This is a genomic window from Pantoea rwandensis (assembly GCF_002095475.1).
GTDB classification, from domain to species: domain Bacteria; phylum Pseudomonadota; class Gammaproteobacteria; order Enterobacterales; family Enterobacteriaceae; genus Pantoea; species Pantoea rwandensis.
This window is the reverse complement of the sequence record NZ_MLFR01000029.1, coordinates 48,478-71,185: the sequence shown is the minus strand read 5'-3', so window position 1 is coordinate 71,185 and position 22,708 is coordinate 48,478. Positions and strand designations below refer to the sequence as shown.

Here is a 22,708-nt window from a genome sequence, read left to right as displayed (position 1 = left end):
TTACTCCGCGGTAAAGTCGTGCAGGTTTTCCGCTACAGACAGCAGCAGCGGTGCAGGTTGATCGTTACCCTCAATGCCGGTGTTGCAGGCCGAAACGATGAACTGGGTGTCCATCACCACGCGACAGGTAATGCTGTCGCCTGCTTTGGTCAGGCTCGGCTCCGGCAGGAGGTCACCGGCACGCGTCAGTTTGACGTGCATAAACAGGTTGATCGGGTCTGGCAACTTTGGCACTACCATGCCCAATCGAGCCAACTCACTGCTTACCGCTTCCAGACAGCCTTCACCCTGATAACCTTTTTCCGCCAGGAAGGCGCGGGTGGAGGCGGGCAGCAGCAGGTCATGACGCTTCACGCTGTCTTTGCCCAGCACCATCATCGGACGGCGACGGTTGTTCACCAGACGCATACCGGACCCGAGCAGATAGCTGTTGCTGAACACGCGGGTGTGATGCACGGACAACCACACCGCCGGATCGGCAAGGCTGAAGCCAAACAGAGAAGCCACCGCGCCGTCGCCCTGGGCCGTGATGCGCAGCAACTGGCCGCGCAGCACCTTTATTGACCCAACGCTGCCCGGTTCAACCGTGACCGCTTTTGCCAGCGTGCGCTCAGCGGTCTCTTCATAACTTTCACGCATTAACAGCATGATTCATCTCCTCTGCGTGAAATTCGTCACTCACCACGATATCAATCGGCGTGACCTGTAAACCATTGCCGGGAATGATGTCCTGCGGGCAGGACGATACCGAACAAATCAGGTCGCACAGCGCTTCAAAAGTAATGCTGTCGCCCGCTTTACTGTTGGGATCGGTGACTTCCATCCGGCCATCGGCGGTGACCGGGCCGTTCTGGAACAGGTTGAACGGTTCGGGCAACGAGAAGTAAGTCACGCCAAAGGCTTTCATCCCTTCCAGCAGGTTATCGACGCAGTTGCGATGCCCCTCAACGCCGAAATCGACGCTGAAGCGGGTGCGATCGCAGGCTGGCACGTTGGCATCGTGAATGCCGATGCTGTCCGCCAGAATGCGCAGCATCGGGCGGTTTTCACTCGACCACAGCGCATCACCAGGTTTGAAGAACAACGAACGCAGATGCTGGCGGGTATGCACCGGCGACAGCTTTTCGTTTAAATCATCGGCGTTGACGGCGACGAAATCCGCCGCCTGCTGCCCTTCACTGTCAATCACGGTAATAAACTGGCCCTTACGCACGCGGAAGGTTTTGCCATGGCCCGCAGGCACCGTCAGGTTGCACTGGCACATAATTACTCCTGAGGAATGAAATCGCTGGCGGGAACGGTGAAAGTGGTGCCGAGATACTGCTGCTGCAGTTTGGTCAGCTCACCATCCTTCTGCATCGCCAGAATGTGGTCGCTGATGGCTTTGTTCAGGCTGCCGTCTTCTTTACGTGTTGCCCAACCCATCCACTGTGAAGGACCGACTTCGCCGACCTGCGCCACTTTACCGGCATATTTTTTCGCCACCGGCGCCAGCACCGAGATGTCGTCATAGACGAAGTCCGCGCGTTTGGTCATCAGGGTGCTGACGGTCTGATCCAGCGAATCCACGTTGATGATGGTGATGGGTTTTTTACCCTCTTTTTTCAGCTGCTCGTTAAAGCCTTTCAGCAACTGCTCTGGCACGCTGGCGGTTTTCACTGCACCACGCAGGCCTGACAGGCTTTCCGGGCTGAGGGTTTTGCCGCTGAAGGTGCTGGCTTCACTTTCGCGCACCAGCACACCGTTGACGGTTTTGCTGTAAGGCACGGTGAACAGCACTTTTTTCGCACGTTCAGCGGTAATGTTAAGAGAAGACCCTTCGGCGTTGAACGAGCCAGAAATCAGGCCCGGCAAAATGCCGCTGAAGGCGGTTTTCTGAAACTCCAGTTTCACACCGAGATCTTTGGCGAAGGATTGCATGATCGCCACGCTGTAGCCGGTGATCTCGCCTGAATCATTGGTGTATTCGTATGGAGGAAAGGTTGGATCGATGCCAACGGTGATTTTGCCGCTGCTTTTGATGTCACTCAAGGTATCTGCTTGCGCCTGCGCCATGGTGCCAACGGAGAGAAGTGCGGCGATCAGCAGTGCTGTTTTTTTCATTATGGTGTTTCCCTGGTGTTGGTGAAATGTCTTTTTCTACTGAGCATATTTTGTGCCAGTTTTTTCACCACCTCGGTAACACCTTTGAGGTATAGAGGGTATTACAGAGTAAAATCAATGAGAAACAAATGTTTCTTTATTTTAGTTTTAAATTTCTTTGGTTTCACCAATGGAGAATCATGTGGGTATAACGAGAGGAGGAGCGCACTACTATGGGGCAATATCTGGCGCAATGTGCGCCAGAACGGGGCATTATTCGAGTTCATCGAGGGACTGGTGCAAAGCTTCAACCTGCGCCAGATAATCATTGCTGATTTTGCCCATTTGTCGGGCCACCAGTGAGCAGAGCAGATTGCACACGCCCGAGAGCGCCGCAGTGCTGTCGAACATCAGGCTGCTGTCAGTGTGGCAACGCACCACCCACTGCGCGTGTCGCGCTGGTTTACCGGAGAGCACGTCGGCGATATACAGCATCGGCACGTTGCGCTCTGCCAGCACATTCATTGCCGCTTCCAGCGCAGGCATACGGCGGCGCAAGCCAACACAGATCACGACATCCTGCGGATTCAGTGCGGCGAGATGCTCCGCCAGTGAATCGCCGGGACGTGGCAACAGGCGCACATCGGGGTGGATATGCACCAGATCGCGGTAAATCAGCTGTGCAATGGTCTGACTGTGACGCCAACCCATTACTACCACACGACGAGACTGCGCAATCGCGCTCACCGCCTGTTGCAGCTGTTCACTGTCCAGCGTGCGATAGCTGTTGACCAGATTAGCGATCTCTTTTTCCAGGTGCTGCTGCATGATGCTGGCGAGCGGTGACGCGGTTGGCACGGCTTGCAGATAGAGCGGTGAGCCGCTGCTCTGCATGTCACGCGCCTGCCGACGGGCGGCTTCATAGCTTTCGTAACCGAGATGACGGAAAAAACGCGTGGTGGTGGCTTTGGAAACGCCCGCGCTCTGTGCCAGTTCGGTGGCGGTATTCATCGCCAACTGGCCGGGCGCCGCCAGCAGCACGTCAGCCAGGCGCTGCTCATGGCTGGAGAGTTGATCCCAGTGCTGTTGAATTCGGCCCTCTAACGTTGCCGCTTTTGCACTCATGGTGATTCCCTGAAAATAAAAAAACTATCCTGCACAGAGCGTGCCGGGTTGTCATCAGGAATTTTAATTGGCTAACAGAAATGAAAAAGGTCGCCTGATAAATTATTCGCCAAAAAAAAGGTCGCCATAAATGGCGACCCTAAGGGCTCAGTGCAGAATGCGCGCTGTTTTGCCTTATTTACTGGTTGGACGCAACGCCGGGAACAGAATGACGTCGCGGATGGTATGGCTGTTAGTGAACAGCATCACCATACGGTCGATACCGATGCCCAAACCTGCGGTTGGCGGCAGGCCGTGCTCCAGTGCGGTGACGTAGTCTTCATCGTAGAACATCGCTTCGTCATCGCCAGCATCTTTCGCATTCACCTGCTGCAGGAAACGCTCAGCCTGATCTTCTGCATCGTTCAGCTCGGAGAAGCCGTTACCGATTTCACGACCACCGATGAAGAACTCAAAGCGGTCAGTGATTTCCGGGTTCTCGTCGTTACGACGTGCCAGCGGTGACACTTCAGCCGGATATTCGGTAATGAAGGTTGGCTGAATCAGGTGTGCTTCTGCGGTTTCTTCGAAGATCTCAGTCACCACGCGGCCCAGACCCCAGCTCTTCTCCACTTTGATGTGCAGCGATTTGGCAATCGCCACCGCTTTATCAAAGTCTTCCAGATCGTTCAGGTCGGTTTCCGGACGGTATTTCTTGATCGCTTCACGCATGGTGAGCTTCTCAAACGGCTTGCCGAAGTCGAAGCTGTGGTCGCCGTAAGGCACTTCAGTGGTGCCCAACACGTCCTGCGCCAAGGTGCGGAACAGGCTTTCGGTCAGTTCGATCAGATCTTTGTAATCCGCATACGCCATATAGAGTTCCATCATGGTGAACTCTGGATTATGACGCGGCGAAATACCTTCGTTACGGAAGTTACGGTTGATCTCGAACACGCGATCAAAGCCGCCCACCACCAGACGCTTCAGGTACAGCTCTGGTGCAATACGCAGGTACATATCGATGTCGAGCGCATTGTGATGGGTGATAAACGGACGGGCTGACGCGCCGCCTGGGATCACCTGCATCATTGGGGTTTCCACTTCCATAAAGTCACGGTTAACCATGAACTGACGGATGCCGGCCATGATTTTAGAGCGCACTTTGAAGGTGTTACGGGAATCGTCGTTAGAGATCAGATCCAAATAACGCTGACGGTAGCGGGTTTCCTGATCGGCCAGGCCGTGGAATTTATCCGGCAGTGGACGCAGCGCTTTGGTCAGCAGACGCAGTTCCGTGATGTGGATCGACAGCTCACCGGTTTTGGTCTTGAACAACTTACCGCGCGCGCCGAGGATATCGCCCAGATCCCATTTCTTGAACTGCTCGTTGTAGACGCCTTCTGGCAGATCGTCACGTGAAACGTAGATCTGAATCTGGCCGCCAACGTCCTGCAGCGTAGCAAAAGAGGCTTTACCCATGATGCGGCGGGTCATCATACGACCGGCCACACTCACTTCAACACCGAGCGCTTCCAGCTCTTCGTTCTCTTTTGCGTCGTAGCTGGCGTGCAGCAAATCAGACGTGGTATCGCGACGGAAATCGTTAGGAAACGCGATGCCCTTTTCACGCAGCGCGCTGAGTTTTTCGCGACGCGCTTTCAGTTCGTTGTTTAACTCAAGGGCGGCATCAGCGCTCTGCGGTTGTTGTTCAGACATGTCGGTTCCTTATAACCCTGCTTTTAAACTTGCTTCAATGAAGCGGTCGATGTCGCCATCCAGCACCGCTTGAGTATTGCGCGTCTCTACGCCGGTGCGCAGATCTTTAATACGTGAATCGTCGAGAACGTAAGAACGGATCTGACTGCCCCAGCCGATATCGGATTTGTTATCTTCCGCGGCCTGCTTGTCTGCGTTCTTCTTTTGCATCTCATATTCGTACAGTTTTGCGCGCAACTGTTTGAAAGCCTGATCTTTGTTCTTATGCTGTGAACGGTCGTTCTGGCACTGCACCACAATGTTGGTCGGCAAGTGGGTAATACGCACCGCAGACTCGGTTTTGTTAACGTGCTGACCACCCGCACCCGAGGCGCGGTAAACGTCGATACGCAGATCGGCTGGATTAATGTCGATGTCGATGTTGTCATCCACTTCCGGGTAGATAAACACCGAACTGAATGAGGTGTGGCGACGGCCGCCGGAGTCAAATGGACTCTTACGCACTAAGCGATGGACGCCAGTTTCCGTGCGTAGCCAGCCAAACGCGTAGTCACCGATGATTTTAATGGTGGCGGATTTAGTACCGGCCACTTCACCGTCTGACTCTTCGATGATTTCGGTTTTATAACCTTTCGCTTCTGCCCAGCGCAGATACATACGCAGCAGCATGCTGGCCCAGTCTTGCGCTTCGGTGCCGCCGGAACCGGCCTGGATATCCATGTAGCAGTCGGCGCTGTCGTATTCACCGGAGAACATACGACGGAATTCGAGTTCGCCCAGTTTCACTTCGAGGACATCGAGTTCAACAACGGCTTCGTTAAAGGTCTCTTCGTCGTCGGCTTCAACGGCCAGATCCAGCAAGCCCTGAACATCTTCCAGGCCTTGAGTCATCAGGTCTAAGGTTTCCACCACCGCTTCGAGCGAAGCGCGTTCTTTGCCCAGTGCCTGGGCACGTTCTGGCTCGTTCCAGACGTCAGGTTGTTCCAGCTCGGCGTTTACTTCTTCGAGGCGTTCTTTCTTGGCATCATAGTCAAAGATACCCCCTAAGAACGTCGCTGCGCTCGCTGAGGTCTTGAATACGATTTTTGACCGGATTAATTTCAAACATGGCTTTTCAGTCTTTTTTGACGATTCGGTGAAAGGGGATAAAAAGTAACGCGCTAGTTTACCCGAAACCGCGCGTACTTTGTAGCATTGCAGGTATGAGAGATAGCGCAACAGAATACGTTTTTATGCGATCAATGGGATTCGGTCGCCATCAATGGCGACCCTACGTAAATCGGTGCAGCTTGTTGGGTCCGCACCAGGATTCGGTCACCACCAATGGCGGCCCTACGTAAATCGGTGCAGGTTGTTGGGTCCGTATCAGGATTCGGTTGCCATCACGTAAGTCGGTGCGCACCTGGATGAATTACGCGGTTATACCGGCCAGATATGGTCGATGATCAGCTGTACCGAGCGATTGCCGCGGTACTCGTTGATATCCAGTTTATAGGCGAGTTTGACCTGACGCACGCTGGTGTCGGGCCACAGGGTGGTATCCACGTTAAACGCAATACCGTCCAACAGCGGGCCGCCGCCTAGCGGTTCAATCATCACCTTCAAATGGCGTTCACCCACCAGCTTCTGCTGTAGCAGTTTAAACTGGCCATCGAATACCGGCTCCGGGAATGCCTGGCCCCAGGGACCCGCTTCACGCAGCATTTCGGCGGTGTGTAACGTGAACTCCTGCGCATGCAGTTCACCATCGGACCAAATCACGCCCTGTAAGGCTTCGCCATCCAGCCACTCGTCGATCAGCGCAGCGAAGCGCTCGCGGAACAGATCATACTTCTCGGTTTCCAGCGACAGGCCTGCCGCCATGGCATGCCCACCAAACTTAATCATCATGCCTGGATAGAGCGTGTCGAGACGCTCCAGCGCATCACGTAAGTGTAACCCCGCAATCGAGCGGCCCGAGCCTTTTAGCGTGCCGTCGCCCGCTGGTGCAAAAGCGATCACCGGACGATGAAAACGCTCTTTCAAACGAGAAGCCAAAATTCCCACCACGCCCTGATGCCACTCAGATGGTAGAACGCCAGGCCAAGCGGTAAATCGGTATGCTGTCGCTCAAGCTCATCGCACAGCGCCAACGCCTCGCTTTTCATGCCCTGCTCAATCTCTTTACGCGTCTGGTTCAGTGCATCAAGTTCATTCGCGAGCATGCGCGCCTGCGCAATATCTTCCGTGAGCAGGAGCGCCACGCCCACAGACATATCATCAAGACGGCCCGCAGCATTGAGACGGGGCCCGACAGCAAAACCGAGATCGCTGGCGGCTAACTGGCGCGCATCACGGTTGGCGATCTCCAGCAACGCACGAATGCCAGCACGGCATTTTCCGGCGCGGATGCGACTTAAACCTTGCCACACCAGAATGCGGTTATTGGCATCCAGCGGCACCACGTCGGCCACCGTGCCCAACGCGACCAGATCGAGCCACTCCGCCAGATTGGGTTCGGTTCGGCCATCAGTAAACCAGTTGTGTTGACGCAGATGGGCACGCAGCGCCAGCATCAAATAAAACGCCACACCCACCCCCGCCAGCGAACGAGAAGGGAATTCGCTGTCGTTGAGATTAGGGTTCACGATCGCTTCAGCTTGCGGCAACGTTTCGCCAGGCAGGTGATGATCGGTGACCAGCACTGGAATACCATGCTGATGCGCAGTGTCCACACCGGCGTGGGAAGAGATGCCGTTATCCACAGTGAGAATCATCTCCGCACCGCGCGCACGGGCTTGCTCAACCACTTCTGGGCTGAGGCCGTAGCCATCCTCAAAACGGTTAGGCACCAGATAATCAATATTGCCGCCCATGCTGCGCAACGCCAGCACGGTTAAAGCGGTGCTGGTGGCGCCATCGGCATCGAAATCGCCCACCACCACAATGCGGCGACCCGCTTCCAGCATCTGATGCAGCAAGGTGACCGCTTCTGCTATGCCACCTAAGGTTTGCCATGGCAGCAGATGTTTAGCACCGCGTTCCAGTTCAGCGGCATCTTTGACGCCGCGTTGCAGATACAAGCGACGCAGCAGCGGCGGTAAATGATCGGGTAAGCTGGCGTCGGTTTGGGCTTCGCGCCGACGCAGTTCGACAGAATGCATCACTGTGAATTAACCGCCCCGCTTCTGGCCGTCAAGCACCTGCTTCAGCTCTTGCGGGCCCTGATAGCCAGGGATCATCGCGCCGGTGTCGGTAAGAATGGCTGGGGTGCCCTGAATGCCGTACAGGATGCCCAACTGATAATGCTTGTCCAGATTGATTTTGCAGGTTTCTGGCGCATCCATCTGAGGCGCATCACCTTTCATCGCCGCATCGAAAGCTTTGTTGCGATCGGCGCTGCACCAGATGGCACGCATCGCTTTTTCCACCTGACCATGCAGACCCTCACGTGGGAAGGCGAGGTAACGCACGGTGATGCCCAGCGCGTTGTAGTCGGCCATTTGCTCGTGCAGCTTACGGCAGTAGCCGCAGGTGATATCGGTAAACACGGTAATCACATGCTGCTCTTTCGGCGCTTTGTAGACGATCATTTCTGGCGCCAGTGCGGTGATTTTTTTGTCCAGCAGCTGGTTAGTGACATTCACCGGCTGAGTACCGCTGACATCGTACAGCGGGCCCTGAATCATGTGTTTGCCATCTTCAGAGACATAAAGCACGCCGCTTTCGGTCAACACGGTTTTCATGCCCGGCAGCGGTGAAGGCTGAATTTCAGTTTGCTGCAAACCAAGCTTTTTCAATGCTTGCTGAATGGCGCTGTCATCGGCATGAGCCAGACCGGTAAAGGCACTGACCAACAATGCCAGCATCGTTAACTGTTTTTTCATCTCAAATCCTTGTTGCCGCATCTCAGGCGCGCGGATGATGCTGTTGATGTAACTGACGCAGGCGCTCAGTGGCAACGTGCGTATAAATTTGGGTGGTTGAGAGGTCACTATGGCCCAGCAACATTTGTACGACGCGTAAATCTGCACCGTGGTTCAGTAAATGTGTGGCAAATGCGTGGCGCAACACGTGTGGCGACAGTTTTTCGCTATCAATACTGGCAAGGGTCGCATAGTGCTTAATGCGATGCCAGAAAGTCTGACGTGTCATTTGTTGCGCGCGATTACTGGGGAACATCACGTCCAGCGTTTGCCCATTCAATAACCATGGCCGACCGTGCTCCATATAGTGCTCCAGCCAGTAAATCGCTTCTTCACCTAACGGCACAAGACGCTCTTTATTGCCTTTACCAATCACGCGCACTACGCCTTGACGCAAACTGATGTCGCTGATGGTTAATCCGACCAGTTCCGACACACGCAAGCCAGTGGCATACAGCAGCTCCAGCATCGCTTTGTCACGCAGCTCCAGAGGAACGTCAATACTCGGTGCCTGTAACAGGCGTTCCACTTGGTTTTCACTGAGGTCTTTTGGCAAACGTTGCGGCAGCTTCGGGGCAGAGAGCAACGCGCTGGGATCATCACTTCGCAGCTTTTCACGGTAGAGATATTGGAACAGACGGCGCATCGCACTGAGCGTGCGTGCTGAGCTGGTGGCCTTGTAGCCGCCTTCGACACGCTCGGCGAGAAACTGCTGTAGATCGAGAGCTTCAAGCGTCAACAGGGTACGTTCATGATGATGTAACCAGCCGGTGAGCGTTTGAAGATCCTGGCGGTAGGACTCAAGCGTATTTTTCGCCAGGTTACGCTCGATCCAGAGCGCATCCAGAAATTGTTCTATCAGATCGCTGTCCTGCACGGTTCCCCCCCAACACGTGTGAAATCGTGCTCATTATGCCTGAAAGTCACCCGCTTCTGGTACAATTGCGCCAAAGTGAGTATCAGTCAGAGCATTAATTGCATGAATATCGGTCTTTTCTACGGTTCCAGCACCTGTTATACCGAAATGACGGCGGAGAAAATTCGCGACTTTATCGGTGAAGAGTTAGTCACACTGCACAATCTTAAAGATGATGATCCATCGTTAATGGAGCAGTACGATTTGCTGATTCTCGGTATCCCCACCTGGGATTTTGGCGAGCTGCAAGAGGACTGGGAAGCGGTGTGGCAGCAACTGCCGACGATTAACCTACAGGGCAAAATCGTCGCGCTGTACGGCATGGGCGACCAAATGGAGTACGCCGAATGGTTCCTGGACGCGCTCGGCATGCTGCATGAGTTGCTCCAGCCGATGGGCGTGCAATTTGTGGGTTACTGGCCGCTGGAAGGCTACGAATTCACCAGCAAGAAACCGCTCACCGCAGACGGTACCCAGTTTGTTGGTCTGGCACTCGACGATGTGAACCAGTTTGAACTGAGCGAAGAACGTGTTGAACAGTGGTGCGAACAGATTCTGACTGAAACCGCTGCACTACTTTAATCTGGCCTAGCGTCTTCTTGCAGAAAACAGCAGGCGCGCAGTGTGCACCATTCATAAGGCGGCAGGTTGTCATGCATCAACCACAGCCGCCAGCGTTTACCCTGCGGATTACGCATATCCAGTAACACACCGTAGGGTAGCCAGTCTGGCTTACGCGCCAATCGCCACGGCGCGCCACCCCACAACCAGTTTCCCTGCTCATCCAGCACCAGACGGCCACGACGCTGCATTAGCCGACGTTCATGACGCCAGCACTCCAGCAGCAGTAGAATCAACAGAGGGGCTTTGCCCCAACGCCACTCAACGGGCCAACTGAGGCTAAGCAACACTCCAGCCACCAGCAATATCAGCGTCACATTGAGCACACGCGCGCTCCGTGACGGCTGTAAATCACATTGGAACGGGGCCGCGTTCACGGTTGCGCTGTTGGATCAGTTGCACCATACGTTTGAACTCGGGGTTGGCCGGTTCGCCATGGTTCATCAACCAGTTAAACAAGTCGGGATCGTCACTCTTCAGCAGGGCAATAAACACCTGCTTATCGGTGTCGCTGAGCGAATCATACTCGTACTTGAAGAACGGCATGATGGAGACATCCAGCTCCAACATGCCGCGACGGCACGCCCACTGAACACGAGCTTTATCATGAATATCCATGTGTCTTTTTTCCATGGCTGAAAACAGTGGCGCTCAGTGTACCTGCTTTTTTCAAATGCTGCAGAGACTGTACTTAACCCTGCGCGAAGTTACACAGAGCATGTTCACCCATTGCAGGGTTATCACGCGATTTGTGCGCCAGATTAGGTAAACAGGTTGCAAACGCACACTGCTCTTTTAACATTGGAAGCAATATCGATATTAATCAGGATGCACACATGCCGATTTTCACCCTTCCGCCACGCCAGCCTGCAGCGGCGTCACGCCTGCCTTTAACCCTGATGTCGCTTGATGAGTGGGCGCTGGTTTCAGTGCAGGGCAAAGACAGTACCTCTTATCTGCAAGGTCAGTTGACGCTGGATGTCGCGGCGCTGGGAGCCACCCAGCATCGCCCAGCGGCGCACTGCGATGCCAAAGGCAAAATGTGGAGCAACCTGCGTCTGTTCCATCGTGGCGAAGGTTACGCTTATATCGTGCGCCGCAACCTGCATGAGCAACAGCTCACTGAGCTGAAGAAATATGCAGTGTTCGCTAAAGTGACCATTGCAGCGGATAACGACGCCGTGTTGTTGGGTGTCGCGGGGTTCCAGGCCCGCGCCGCACTCACCGGTCTGTTCCCAACCCTGCCTGATGCGGAAACGCCGGTAGTTCAGCAGGATGACAGTACGCTGCTGTGGTTTGAACACACCGCTGAACGTTTCCTGCTGGTCACGACACTGGCGCAGGCTGAAGCGATAAAAGAGAAGTTAGCCGGCACAGCACAGTTCAATGACAGCACGCAGTGGCTGGCGCTGGATATCGAGGCCGGTATTCCGGTGATCGAAACTGCCACCAGCGCGCAGCTGATTCCTCAGGCCACCAATCTGCAGGCACTTGACGCCATCAGCTTTAAAAAAGGCTGCTACACCGGCCAGGAGATGGTCGCACGTGCGAAATTCCGCGGTGCCAACAAGCGCGCGCTTTACTGGCTGGCCGGTACCGCCAGCAAAGTCCCGCAGGCAGACGGTTCGATGGAGCTGCAGATGGGTGATAAATGGCGTCGCACCGGTACGGTGTTAACCGGCGTCCAGTTGGATGACGGGAGTGTGTGGGTACAGGTCGTTATGAATAACGATTTGGAGCCGGACAGCGTGCTACGTGTGGAAGGGGACGAAGGCGGCAAAATGACGATTCAGCCGCTGCCTTATTCGCTGGTCGATTAAGAACGGTAGCGGCGCGATTTATCGCGCGCTTGTCAGCGGATATTTCGCTTCAGACATGCGCAATAAATTGCGCCGCAACGATGATGTGCAACTTTCGACGTCTTACATCACATAGATTTAGATTGCGCAGAAGTGCAACTTTCAACGTACTACATCACATAAAAATAGATCGCGCAGAAGTGCAGTACGCTGCCGCCCAAGACAAAACCATGCCAGATAGCGTGGTTGTAGGGAATACGCCGCGACACGTAGAAAATCACCCCCAGCGAATAGACGATTCCGCCCGCCGCCAGCAGCCAGACTCCGCCCGCAGAAAGCTTGGTTGCTAACTGGTAAATCACCACCAGCGATAACCACCCCATACTAAGATAGGTGATCAGTGACAGCACTTTGAAGCGGTGCGCAATGGTGAGCTTAAAGATAATACCCGCCAGTGCCAGGCCCCAAATCACGACCATCAGCCCTTGCGCCAGTGGCGATTTCAATCCAACCAGCAGGAACGGCGTATAGGTCCCGGCAATCAGCAGATAGATGGCGCAATGGTCAAATTTCTTCAGCCAGTGCTTCGCTTTCTGATGAGGAATAGCGTGATAGAGCGTCGAAGCCAGAAACAGCAAGATCATGCTGCCGCCGTACAAGCTGTAACTGGTGATGGCTGTGATATCGGCACGCATTTCAACGGCTTGCGTGAGCAACAATACCAATCCCACGATCCCAAAAATGCAGCCAATCCCGTGGCTAATGCTGTTGGCGATCTCTTCGGCTAACGAATAGCCCTGAGCAACAAGTCGATTCTGTGCCATGCGCTTAATTCCTGAAAAACATAGTAAGAGCTGAGCTTTTTCTGTGCACCAGAGTAACCAGAAAAAATTTCAGAGTACACCTGTACGCTAAAAAATTCTGTGTAAGGGTGTGACAACCCGCCAGCGGCTCAATCTGTTACACTGGCGACTCATTTTGTCGATGAGTGCCGCACGCATGTTTTCACACCGCGATTTGTCCAGCCTGAATGACCTTGAGATGCAGGTGTATCACTTCATCATCAAACATCGGGAAAGTGTCAGTTATATGACGATTCGCGAGTTGGCGGCCCAGGCGTGCGTTTCCACCACTACCGTGCTGCGCTTTTGCCGCAAAATGCACTGTGAAGGCTGGTCGGAATTCCGCATCCGCTTTCGTCTGGCGCAAGAACAAACGGCGCCGGTGCTGATGCCTTCAGGAGTCGGTGAAATGCTGAGTTTCTTTAAAAGCATTCATAATGATGAATTCGAGCAGCAAATTGCCCAGGCCGCCCAGATGATTATGCAAGCGGAGCATATTTTCTTTATTGGTGCTGGCACCTCAGGCAGCCTCGGGAAATACGGTGCACGTTATTTTTCCAATATCGGTAAATTTAGCCATCATATTGATGACCCTTATTATCCCGTCAGTAAGAGTGCTTATGAAAATGCGCTGGCGATTATTTTATCGGTGTCCGGTGAAACCGAGGAGATACTGCGTTTCGCCAGCCAATTTAGTCTGCATCACTGTAAAATCATCTCCATTACCAACCATGAAGGCTGTTCACTGGCAAAGATGGCTGACTTCAATCTCTCTTATCACATGCCACAACTGAAGCTCGGTGACCGCCTCGACATCACCACCCAGGTGCCCGTTTTATATATTCTGGAAACCCTTGGCCGATATATTTCCCGCGCCACTGCACTATAAAACACCCTGTTTTTTCACTGTAACAAGTCACCTATTTCACCCGGTGTTATATCGTGACTTTAATAAGTGAGTTGTTACACTGCGGGCAGTTTACTATTCCGCAAACAGTGTAATGAGGTGCGCCGATGAGTGAAGGATTGCAATTACCAAAAGGGTTTCTTTGGGGCGGTGCCGTTGCCGCACATCAGGTTGAAGGCGGCTGGGACCAGGGTGGTAAAGGCGTCAGCATTGCCGATGTATTGACTGGGGGGGCTCACGGCGTGGACCGTGTGATCACTTCCTACGTTGAGGCCGATAAATATTATCCTAACCATCAGGCCGTTGAGTTCTATTCACACTACAAGCAAGACGTGGCGCTGTTTGCCGAGATGGGCTTCAAGTGTTTCCGCACTTCGATTGCATGGACGCGCATCTTCCCCAATGGAGATGACCAGCAACCCAACGAAGCCGGCTTACAGTTCTATGATGACCTGTTTGATGAACTGCTAAAGCACGGCATCGAACCGGTGATCACCCTCTCCCACTTTGAAATGCCTTACCACCTGGTGAAAGAGTACGGCGGCTGGGCCAATCGTAAAGTGGTCGATTTCTTTGTGCGGTTCAGCGAGGTCGTCATGACGCGCTACCAGCACAAAGTGAAATACTGGATGACCTTCAACGAAATCAATAACCAGCGTAACTGGCAGTATCCGCTGTTTGGCTACTGCTGCTCGGGCGTGGTATTTACCGAGCACGAGAAACCAGAACAGATGATGTACCAAGTCATGCATCATCAGTTTGTTGCTAGCGCCAAGGTGGTGAAACGCGGTCATGAAATCAATCCTCATTTCCAGATTGGTTGCATGATTGCCATGGTGCCGGTCTATCCGTTCTCATGCCATCCCGACGATGTGATGCTGGCACAGGAATCGATGCATCAACGCTATGTCTTCAGTGATGTCCAGATGCGGGGTGCCTATCCGGCTTACACGCTCAAAGAGTGGGCGCGCAAAGGCTATCAGATTGAGATGCAGCCAGAAGATGCGGAAACGCTGCGCCAGGGCTGTTGTGACTACGTTGGCTTTAGCTATTACATGAGCAACGCGGTAAATACCCAAGCCAGCGGCGTGGATGATCCTATCACCGGCTTTGAAGGCGTGGTGCCGAATCCCCATGTGAAAGCGTCTGACTGGGGTTGGCAAATCGACCCTGTTGGCCTCCGCTATGTGTTGAACTCGCTGTATGAGCGTTATCAGAAGCCACTGTTTATTGTTGAAAATGGCTTCGGTGCTATCGATAAGCCAAATGCAGAGGGATTCATTGAGGATGACTACCGCATTGATTATTTGCGGTCGCATATTGAAGAGATGAAGAAAGCCGTGGCGCTGGATGGCGTAGATTTGCTGGGTTATACCCCTTGGGGTTGCATCGACTGCGTGTCGTTTACAACCGGCCAATACAATAAACGCTATGGCTTTATTCACGTCGATAAAAACGATGACGGCAGTGGCAATTTTTCCCGTTCGAAGAAGAAGAGCTTTGCCTGGTATCAGCAGGTGATTGCGAGTAATGGCGCGGAGTTGTAATTCAGAGCGATATCTTTGGCCAGGTCAGCATAAATGCTGACCCTACGAGATTAACAAGCGTTGTCGGGTTGGCAGCCATGCCGACCTGACGAGGTGAACAAGCGTTGTCGGGGTTGGCAGCCATGCCGACCTGGTTTTACGCCCGCCTGCGGCATCAATAAAGGTGCCAGTGACGTAAGAGGCGGCATCACTTGCCAGCCAGAGAATGGCCTCGGCAACTTCATTTGCCTGACCACCACGCCCCATTGGCAGCGAACTCGCCACGCGATCCACTCTTCCTGGCTCGCCGCCATCGGCATGCATTTCAGTGTAGATCAAGCCGGGTCGCACACTGTTGACGCGAATCCCCTCGGCCGCCACCTCAAGTGACAAGCCTTTGGTCAAGGTATCCATCGCGCCTTTTGAAGCCGCATAATCAACATATTCATTCGGTGCACCAAGACGTGAGGCCGCCGATGAAACATTGACGATGGCACCGCCCTGTCCGCCATGCGCTGTGCTCATACGCTTTACCGCTTCACGACAGCAAATAAATGTGCCGAGAACATTAGTGGCAAACACGCGCTGAATACGCTCAGCGTCGAGATCTTCAACACGGCACTGGGTGAACAAAATCCCGGCATTATTCACCAACACTCGCAGCGCGCCATCCTGTTCATCCAGCTGTTGGAACATGCGCACCACCTGAACTTCATCCGCAATATCTGCCTGCACGGCAAATGCACTGCCGCCCTGCGCTTCAATTTCAGTAACCACCTGCTGGGCTTCCGTCGCGCGTTTACGATAGTTTATCGCGACACGATAGCCCGCTTGTGCCAGCAGCAGAGCGGTCGCCCGTCCAATGCCACGACTGCCGCCAGTCACTAAAGCCAGATCCATGTTGCCTCCAAAATAAAAAGGGCCGATTTCTCGGCCCTCAGGATAAGTCGACTGAAACTGTTTAGCCTACATAATTTGCGTTGCAGCAAGGCAGCAAGCTCGTTGATCCACGGTGACCGACATCAGTCAGTGACCGTGGTGAACGATTGCAGCCAACGCCGCTGCGAACTCATTTATGACGGCTAAATTATTGGTATTCGCTCATTGGAACACAGGAGCAAAATACATTACGGTCACCGAAGACATCATCCAGGCGTTTCACTGTTGGCCAATATTTGTTGGCGCTGCCAGCCGGGAACACCGCCAGTTCGCGAGTGTAGGGATGTGCCCAGTCACCGACAATTTCCATCTGCGTGTGTGGCGCGTTCACCAGCGGGTTGTCTTCAGCTGGCCATTCACCATCAGCCACGCGGTCAATTTCCATACGGATAGAGAGCATGGCATCGATAAAGCGATCCAGCTCGATTTTGCTTTCAGATTCCGTTGGCTCAACCATCAGCGTGCCAGCAACCGGGAATGACATGGTGGGTGCATGGAAGCCGTAATCGATCAGACGCTTGGCAATATCCAACTCACTGATACCGGTCTGCTCTTTCAGCGGACGAATGTCGAGAATACACTCATGCGCCACGCGACCATCACGACCTGCATAAAGAATTGGATAGGCAGATTGCAGACGGCTGGCAATGTAGTTGGCATTCAGAATCGCTACTGAACTCGCTTGCTTCAGGCCTTTCGCGCCCATCATACGGATATACATCCAGCTAATTGGCAGGATAGAGGCACTGCCAAACGGTGCCGCTGATACTGCGCCCTGTTGGGTCAGCACGCCATCAATCTGCACCACGCTATGACCCGGCACAAACGGAGCCAGATGCGCTTTCACGCCGATTGGGCCCATGCCCGGACCGCCACCACCGTGTGGGATACAGAAAGTTTTATGCAGGTTGAGGTGCGACACATCAGCGCCAATGTAGCCTGGCGTAGTAATGCCAACCTGAGCATTCATGTTGGCACCATCCAGGTAAACCTGGCCGCCATACTGATGCACGATCTGGCACACTTCACGGATGGTTTCTTCGTAGACGCCATGCGTCGAAGGATAGGTCACCATGATGCAAGAAAGTTCATCACCGACCTGAGCGGCTTTTTCGCGCAGATCGCCCAAGTCGATGTTGCCTTGTTTGTCACAGGCCACCACCACCACTGACATGCCCGCCATCTGTGCAGAGGCCGGGTTAGTGCCGTGTGCGGAGCTTGGGATCAGGCAAACATTACGTCCACCTTCGTTACGGCTTTCATGATAGCGACGAATCGCCAGCAGGCCGGCATATTCACCCTGCGCGCCGGAGTTCGGCTGCATGCAAAGTGCATCGTAACCGGTGAGCTGTACCAGCCACTGCGAAAGCTGACCGATCATCTGCAGATAGCCCGAAGCCTGTTCTGCCGGGCAGAATGGGTGCAGCTCAGCAAATTCCGGCCAGGTGATAGGAATCATCTCCGCAGCGGCGTTGAGCTTCATGGTGCAAGAGCCTAACGGGATCATCGCCTGGTTCAGCGCCAGATCCTTTTTCTCAAGGCTGTGCATATAACGCATCATTTCGGTTTCGCTGTGGTGGCGATTGAATACCGGATGCGTCAGGAATTCACTGACACGCTGCATGCCCGCAGGAATCGCACTGTTCTCAGCGGCCACGCTGGCATCCAGTGCATCAATGTCGAGGCCATGTGCATCACCCAACAGAATGGCAAACAGGGACTGCACATCTTCACGCGTGGTGGTTTCATCCAACGTGATGCCTACGCCATTGAGCACGTCGCTACGCAGGTTAACGCCAAAACTCAGCGCACGATTGAGGACCTCGGCTTTATCAGCGACTTCCACCGTCAAGGTATCGAACCAGCTGGTATGACGCAGTTTCAATCCACCGTTTTGCAGGCCAGTCGCCAGAATGCTGGTCAAGCGATGGATGCGTGAGGCAATGCGGGTTAAGCCTTTTGGACCATGATAGACCGCATATAAACCGGCGATATTCGCCAGTAACACCTGTGAAGTACAGATGTTGGAGTTCGCCTTCTCACGGCGAATGTGCTGCTCGCGAGTTTGCATCGCCATACGCAGTGCGGTGTTGCCTGCAGCATCACGTGAAACACCGATAATACGACCCGGCATTGAGCGTTTGTGCTCATCACGGCTGGCGAAGAAGGCCGCGTGTGGACCGCCGTAGCCCATTGGCACACCGAAGCGTTGGGCAGAACCGAAGACGATATCCGCGCCCTGCTTGCCCGGCGCTTCTAACTGCACCAGCGCCATAAAATCAGCAGCCACACTGACCACGACTTTGCGGCTTTTCAGTTCGGTGATCAGTGAACGGTAGTCGTGCACTTCCCCGCTGGTCCCGACCTGTTGCAACAGCACACCGAACAGATCGTCGTGATCCAGCGCCTTATCGGCACGATCGATAATCAGTTCAAAACCGAAGGTTTCAGCACGGGTACGCACGACGTCCAGCGTTTGCGGATGGATATCGTCAGCAATGAAGAACTTAGTAGCGTTTTTCAGTTTGCTGACGCGCTTTGCCATCGCCATCGCTTCGGCAGCGGCGGTGGCTTCGTCCAGCAATGACGCAGAAGCAATATCCAAACCGGTTAAATCGAGCGTCAGCGTCTGGAAGTTCAGCAGTGCCTCAAGTCGGCCCTGTGAAACCTCAGGCTGATAAGGGGTGTAAGCGGTGTACCAACCCGGATTTTCCAGCATGTTGCGCAGAATGACTGGCGGGGTGATCACCGCACTGTAGCCCATGCCGATCCAGGATTTATAACGCAGGTTCTGACTGGCAATCGCTTTCAGCTCTGCCAGCGCTTGTTGTTCGGTCGCGGCATCGCCAACCGCCGGAGGACCTGGCAGTTGGATGTCGGCAGGGACGATGGCGCTAATCAACGATGCCAATGAGCTGGCTCCAATCGCTTCCAACATCGTGGCTTGCTGCTCGGGGGTTGGACCGATGTGGCGCTCAATGAAAGCACCGTTGTGTTCAAGCTGGCTGAGAGTCTGGGTCATTTGCAGTAAATCCTGAATCGGGCTGGGTTACAAAAACGGCATAAAATCAGGCAGATAAAAAAGAAGGTGCCGATTATCAGCACCTCCTGTCACTACCGGTTACTCATCGATAGAAGCTTTATACGCAGCGGCATCCAGCATTTCATCAAGCTCTGACTCATCGCTGGCTTTGATACGGAAAAGCCAGCCGTCAGCGTAAGGTGCACTGTTAACCAGCTCCGGTGAACCGTCTAACTCATCATTCACCGCGACGATTTCACCACTCAGTGGCGCATAGATATCAGAAGCCGCTTTGACGGATTCCGCAACCGCACAGTCATCACCGGCTGCGACAACCGCACCGACTTCTGGCAGGTCAACAAACACCATATCACCCAGCAGTTCCTGAGCGTGTTCGGTGATCCCCACGGTAAAGGTGCCGTCGGCTTCTTTACGGACCCATTCGTGGCTATCGCGGTATTTCAATTCATTAGGCACATTGCTCATCGCCATTTCTCCTGAAAAAATTACTGAGCGACCGGCTTACCGGCGCGAACAAAAATCGGTTTGGTGACTTTCACCGGCATTTCACGATTGCGGATCTCTACAATCGCTTGCTCACCAATGCCCGCTGGCACACGTGCCAACGCGATGCTGCAACCCAGCGTCGGGGAGAAAGACCCACTGGTAATAATACCCTGCTGTAGCTGACCTTGTTCGTCAGTGAAACGCACCGGCAAGCCGTTACGCAGCACCCCTTTTTCGGTCATGATCAAACCCACCAGCTTTTCGGTACCCTTGGCACGTTGCGCTTCTAACGCATCGCGACCAATGAAATCACGATCGGAAGGTTCCCAGCTGATGGTCCAACCCATGTTGGCCGCCAGCGGTGAAACACCTTCGTCCATCTCCTGACCATACAGGTTCATCCCTGCTTCCAGGCGCAGCGTATCGCGTGCACCCAAACCCGCCGGTTTCACCCCCGCAGCCAGCAGTTTCTGCCAGAAATCAGCCGCTTCACTGTTAGGCATCGCGATTTCATAACCCGCTTCACCGGTATAGCCCGTCGTGGCGATAAACAGATTTTCAGCCTGTACGCCAAAGAAAGGTTTCATACCTGCAACAGCTTCACGCTGCGCCGCAGTGAAGAGCGTTTGTGCTTTTTGCTGTGCATAAGGACCTTGCACCGCGATCAGCGCTAAATCGTCACGTTCAGTGAGTTCGACCCCAAACGGCTGCGCATGCTGTTTAATCCAGGCTAAATCATTTTCACGCGTCGCGGAATTCACCACTAAGCGGAAAAAGTCTTCGCTCATAAAGTAAACAATCAAATCATCAATGACGCCAGCGGAGGCATTTAGCATGCCGGTGTAGAGGGCTTTGCCGGGTTGGGTCAGTTTGGCAACATCATTTGCCAGCAGATGGCGCAGGAATTCGCGGGTACGGGCCCCGCGTAAATCGACGATGGTCATGTGGGAAACATCAAACATACCGGCATCGTTACGCACTGCGTGGTGCTCATCCATTTGCGAGCCGTAATGCAGTGGCATCATCCAGCCATGGAAGTCCACCATGCGAGCGCCGCATGCCTGATGCTGTTCGAATAGAGGCGTTTGCTGAGTCATAGCCATCCTGTGAAGACAAGTGAGTGTGACGCGCCTGCGCCGCCTTTACGGCTGACGCAAACGTTCTCTTTGTGCTGAAGTTACCACCGAATGCGGCGATTAACCATAAGGAAAACGAGGGCGAAACAGTACCATCACTCCCACAATCACCGAATACCACCCAGCACAATTCACTGCAATATTGTGATTAACCACGCATAAAATACAATTGAGATACATAAACTCAGCCAAAAAATGGAATGAGCGACGCAGTACGACAAAATGGTTCGGCTAACAAATAGAGTTATCATTAGTTAAAGTAATGCGAATTGGCAGGTAAAATTAGAATAAATCAAACGAGGCGCAATTTGGGTGCAGACGCGCACCAATCTCGTGCAACACGCCATGGCACACTGAATTGCACCGCTAAGGGTTGCAGAGATTGTTCAGGTCGCAGAGGTTGTCGCGTGAGGTTTAGCGCATGAAACTGAATTAAAGAAGAGAGGAGAAAACGGCGCCAGAGGAGGCGCCTTAGACGAGAGCTAGCGGATCCAGTGAGGGATATCGTTTAGCCCCATGGCCTGCTTCAGCATCAGCGGTTTCACGCCAGGCAGCGTATCGGCTAGTTTCAACCCTACGTCGCGCAACAGCTTTTTCGCCGGATGCGTGCCGGCAAACAGCTCACGGAACCCTTGCATACCAGCCAGCATCATCGCGGCGCTGTGCTTGCGGCTGCGCTCATAGCGACGCAGATATAGATGCTGTCCAATATCTTTGCCTTCCTGGTGCAAACGGCGGATTTCACCAATCAATTCCGCCGCATCCATAAAGCCAAGGTTTACCCCCTGCCCCGCGAGGGGATGGATAGTATGTGCAGCATCGCCCACCAGAGCCAAACGGTGTGCAGCGAAATTACGTGCATAACGTGCTGTCAGCGGGAAAGTTTTGCGCTCGCTTTCGACCTGGCACAAGCCCAACCGCATATCAAATGCCACCGAGAGCTGCTGGTTAAACAGCGTTTCCGGCATCGATTGTACACGCGCCGCTTCCTGAGGTGACAGTGACCAGACAATGGAGCACAGATGCGGGTCCTGCATAGGTAAGAACGCCAGAATACCGTCGCCATGGAACACCTGACGCGCAATCGCATCGTGTGGCATGTCAGTGCGGATATTGGCCACCAACGCGTGGTGGTCATAATCCCAGAAGGTGATGGGAATATCGGCTTTGTCGCGTAGCCAGGAATTTGCGCCATCCGCTGCAATCAGCAGGCGCGCACTCATCATGCTGCCATCCTGCAAGGTGACAAAGGCTTCATTGTCACCAAATGCCACCTGCTGTAACTGTGCTGGAGCAAATAAGGTGATATCACTGCACTGGCTGGCGCGCTGCCATAATGCACTGTGAATCACTTCATTTTCAATGATATGGCCGAGATGTGACAGACCCTGCTGCTCGTCATCAAAACTGATCGAGCCAAAGCTGTCTTGATCCCACACTTCCATGCCGTGATAGGCGCTGGCACGCAGTGCGAGGATGCCAGACCAGACATCTAATTTTTGCAGCAGGCGCTCGCTGGCGGCGTTGATCGCCGAGACACGAATCGACGCCGCACTCGCGGGATCAAATTGTGGCTCTGGTGCTTTTTCCAGCACGGCAACACGCAGGCCGCTCCCCTGCAATCCGCAGGCGACGGCCAGACCTACCATGCCACCACCGGCGATGGCCACATCAAATGTTTGCATT

Annotated in this window: 19 protein-coding genes and 2 pseudogenes; 4 read left to right on the top strand and 17 right to left on the bottom strand. The window is 53.9% G+C overall.

What is annotated here, in order from left to right; translation table 11 throughout:
• The 9 genes and pseudogenes from HA51_RS21675 to xerD all read right to left on the bottom strand — a co-directional run bounded on the left by HA51_RS21675 (nucleotide 1) and on the right by xerD (nucleotide 9,684).
• Nucleotides 1–648 (bottom strand): urea carboxylase-associated family protein, encoded by a 648-nt coding sequence (locus tag HA51_RS21675; protein ID WP_084936628.1) that lies wholly within the window; start codon nucleotides 646–648, stop codon nucleotides 1–3.
• Nucleotides 632–1,264, bottom strand: a complete 633-nt coding sequence (locus tag HA51_RS21670) for a DUF1989 domain-containing protein (protein ID WP_038645028.1) — start codon at nucleotides 1,262–1,264, stop codon at nucleotides 632–634. The genes HA51_RS21675 and HA51_RS21670 overlap by 17 nt, the downstream gene beginning before the upstream one ends.
• A gap of 2 nt (nucleotides 1,265–1,266) precedes the next feature.
• Nucleotides 1,267–2,103, bottom strand: a complete 837-nt coding sequence (locus HA51_RS21665; RefSeq protein ID WP_038645026.1) for a transporter substrate-binding domain-containing protein — start codon at nucleotides 2,101–2,103, stop codon at nucleotides 1,267–1,269.
• Between the two features lie 252 nt (nucleotides 2,104–2,355).
• Nucleotides 2,356–3,207 carry a MurR/RpiR family transcriptional regulator gene (locus tag HA51_RS21660; protein WP_084936627.1) on the bottom strand — a complete coding sequence of 284 codons (852 nt, stop codon included), beginning with the start codon at nucleotides 3,205–3,207 and terminating at the stop codon, nucleotides 2,356–2,358.
• 174 nt (nucleotides 3,208–3,381) lie between these two features.
• The gene (gene lysS, locus HA51_RS21655; RefSeq protein ID WP_084936626.1) at nucleotides 3,382–4,902 is read right to left on the bottom strand and encodes a lysine--tRNA ligase; all 1,521 of its coding nucleotides are present in this window, start codon (nucleotides 4,900–4,902) and stop codon (nucleotides 3,382–3,384) included.
• 9 nt (nucleotides 4,903–4,911) lie between these two features.
• A protein-coding gene (prfB, locus tag HA51_RS21650; RefSeq protein WP_139810718.1) for a peptide chain release factor 2 occupies nucleotides 4,912–6,010 on the bottom strand; the annotation gives its coding sequence in 2 pieces (ribosomal slippage) (nucleotides 4,912–5,934 and nucleotides 5,936–6,010; 1,098 coding nt in all).
• 311 nt (nucleotides 6,011–6,321) lie between these two features.
• Nucleotides 6,322–8,045 (bottom strand): annotated as a pseudogene (recJ, locus tag HA51_RS21645) (single-stranded-DNA-specific exonuclease RecJ).
• 9 nt (nucleotides 8,046–8,054) lie between these two features.
• On the bottom strand, nucleotides 8,055–8,768 hold the full coding sequence (gene dsbC / locus HA51_RS21640; protein ID WP_084936625.1) for a bifunctional protein-disulfide isomerase/oxidoreductase DsbC: 714 nt from the start codon (nucleotides 8,766–8,768) through the stop codon (nucleotides 8,055–8,057).
• A 22-nt stretch (nucleotides 8,769–8,790) separates the two neighbouring features.
• Nucleotides 8,791–9,684: a site-specific tyrosine recombinase XerD gene (gene xerD / locus HA51_RS21635; RefSeq protein WP_084936624.1), complete on the bottom strand. Its 894-nt coding sequence runs from the start codon at nucleotides 9,682–9,684 to the stop codon at nucleotides 8,791–8,793.
• A gap of 102 nt (nucleotides 9,685–9,786) precedes the next feature.
• Here xerD and fldB point away from each other — a divergent pair, with 102 nt between their 5' ends.
• Nucleotides 9,787–10,305, top strand: coding sequence for a flavodoxin FldB (gene fldB / locus HA51_RS21630; protein ID WP_084936623.1), 519 nt, complete (start codon nucleotides 9,787–9,789; stop codon nucleotides 10,303–10,305).
• On the opposite strand, the gene HA51_RS21625 is transcribed toward fldB, so the two are convergent.
• Both HA51_RS21625 and sdhE read right to left on the bottom strand, forming a co-directional pair.
• Nucleotides 10,302–10,670, bottom strand: a complete 369-nt coding sequence (locus HA51_RS21625; protein ID WP_245840248.1) for a protein YgfX — start codon at nucleotides 10,668–10,670, stop codon at nucleotides 10,302–10,304. The two genes, fldB and HA51_RS21625, sit on opposite strands and share 4 nt — an antisense overlap.
• A 25-nt stretch (nucleotides 10,671–10,695) precedes the next feature.
• Nucleotides 10,696–10,962 carry an FAD assembly factor SdhE gene (sdhE, locus tag HA51_RS21620; RefSeq protein WP_084936621.1) on the bottom strand — a complete coding sequence of 89 codons (267 nt, stop codon included), beginning with the start codon at nucleotides 10,960–10,962 and terminating at the stop codon, nucleotides 10,696–10,698.
• Between the two features lie 218 nt (nucleotides 10,963–11,180).
• Here sdhE and ygfZ point away from each other — a divergent pair, with 218 nt between their 5' ends.
• Nucleotides 11,181–12,164 carry a tRNA-modifying protein YgfZ gene (gene ygfZ / locus HA51_RS21615; protein ID WP_084936620.1) on the top strand — a complete coding sequence of 328 codons (984 nt, stop codon included), beginning with the start codon at nucleotides 11,181–11,183 and terminating at the stop codon, nucleotides 12,162–12,164.
• A gap of 149 nt (nucleotides 12,165–12,313) precedes the next feature.
• Here ygfZ and trhA read toward each other — a convergent pair whose 3' ends face one another.
• Nucleotides 12,314–12,967: a PAQR family membrane homeostasis protein TrhA gene (gene trhA / locus HA51_RS21610; RefSeq protein WP_084936619.1), complete on the bottom strand. Its 654-nt coding sequence runs from the start codon at nucleotides 12,965–12,967 to the stop codon at nucleotides 12,314–12,316.
• Nucleotides 12,968–13,142: 175 nt separating this feature from the next.
• Between trhA and HA51_RS21605 the strand changes: the two genes are divergently transcribed.
• Both HA51_RS21605 and HA51_RS21600 read left to right on the top strand, forming a co-directional pair.
• Nucleotides 13,143–13,874, top strand: coding sequence for a MurR/RpiR family transcriptional regulator (locus tag HA51_RS21605; RefSeq protein ID WP_084936618.1), 732 nt, complete (start codon nucleotides 13,143–13,145; stop codon nucleotides 13,872–13,874).
• Between the two features lie 125 nt (nucleotides 13,875–13,999).
• Nucleotides 14,000–15,439 (top strand): 6-phospho-beta-glucosidase, encoded by a 1,440-nt coding sequence (locus HA51_RS21600; protein WP_084936617.1) that lies wholly within the window; start codon nucleotides 14,000–14,002, stop codon nucleotides 15,437–15,439.
• 138 nt (nucleotides 15,440–15,577) lie between these two features.
• On the opposite strand, the pseudogene HA51_RS21595 reads toward HA51_RS21600, so the two are convergent.
• From HA51_RS21595 to ubiI, 5 genes and pseudogenes are all read right to left on the bottom strand, one after another.
• Nucleotides 15,578–16,318: pseudogene (locus HA51_RS21595) on the bottom strand (SDR family oxidoreductase); the annotation flags it as partial.
• A gap of 187 nt (nucleotides 16,319–16,505) precedes the next feature.
• Nucleotides 16,506–19,379, bottom strand: coding sequence for an aminomethyl-transferring glycine dehydrogenase (gene gcvP / locus HA51_RS21590; protein WP_084936615.1), 2,874 nt, complete (start codon nucleotides 19,377–19,379; stop codon nucleotides 16,506–16,508).
• Nucleotides 19,380–19,478: 99 nt separating this feature from the next.
• Nucleotides 19,479–19,865 (bottom strand): glycine cleavage system protein GcvH, encoded by a 387-nt coding sequence (gcvH, locus tag HA51_RS21585; protein ID WP_084936614.1) that lies wholly within the window; start codon nucleotides 19,863–19,865, stop codon nucleotides 19,479–19,481.
• A 20-nt stretch (nucleotides 19,866–19,885) separates the two neighbouring features.
• Nucleotides 19,886–20,983, bottom strand: a complete 1,098-nt coding sequence (gene gcvT / locus HA51_RS21580; protein WP_084936613.1) for a glycine cleavage system aminomethyltransferase GcvT — start codon at nucleotides 20,981–20,983, stop codon at nucleotides 19,886–19,888.
• Nucleotides 20,984–21,504: 521 nt separating this feature from the next.
• Nucleotides 21,505–22,707, bottom strand: a complete 1,203-nt coding sequence (gene ubiI, locus HA51_RS21575; RefSeq protein WP_084936612.1) for an FAD-dependent 2-octaprenylphenol hydroxylase — start codon at nucleotides 22,705–22,707, stop codon at nucleotides 21,505–21,507.
• Between the last annotated feature and the right edge of the window lies 1 nt (nucleotide 22,708).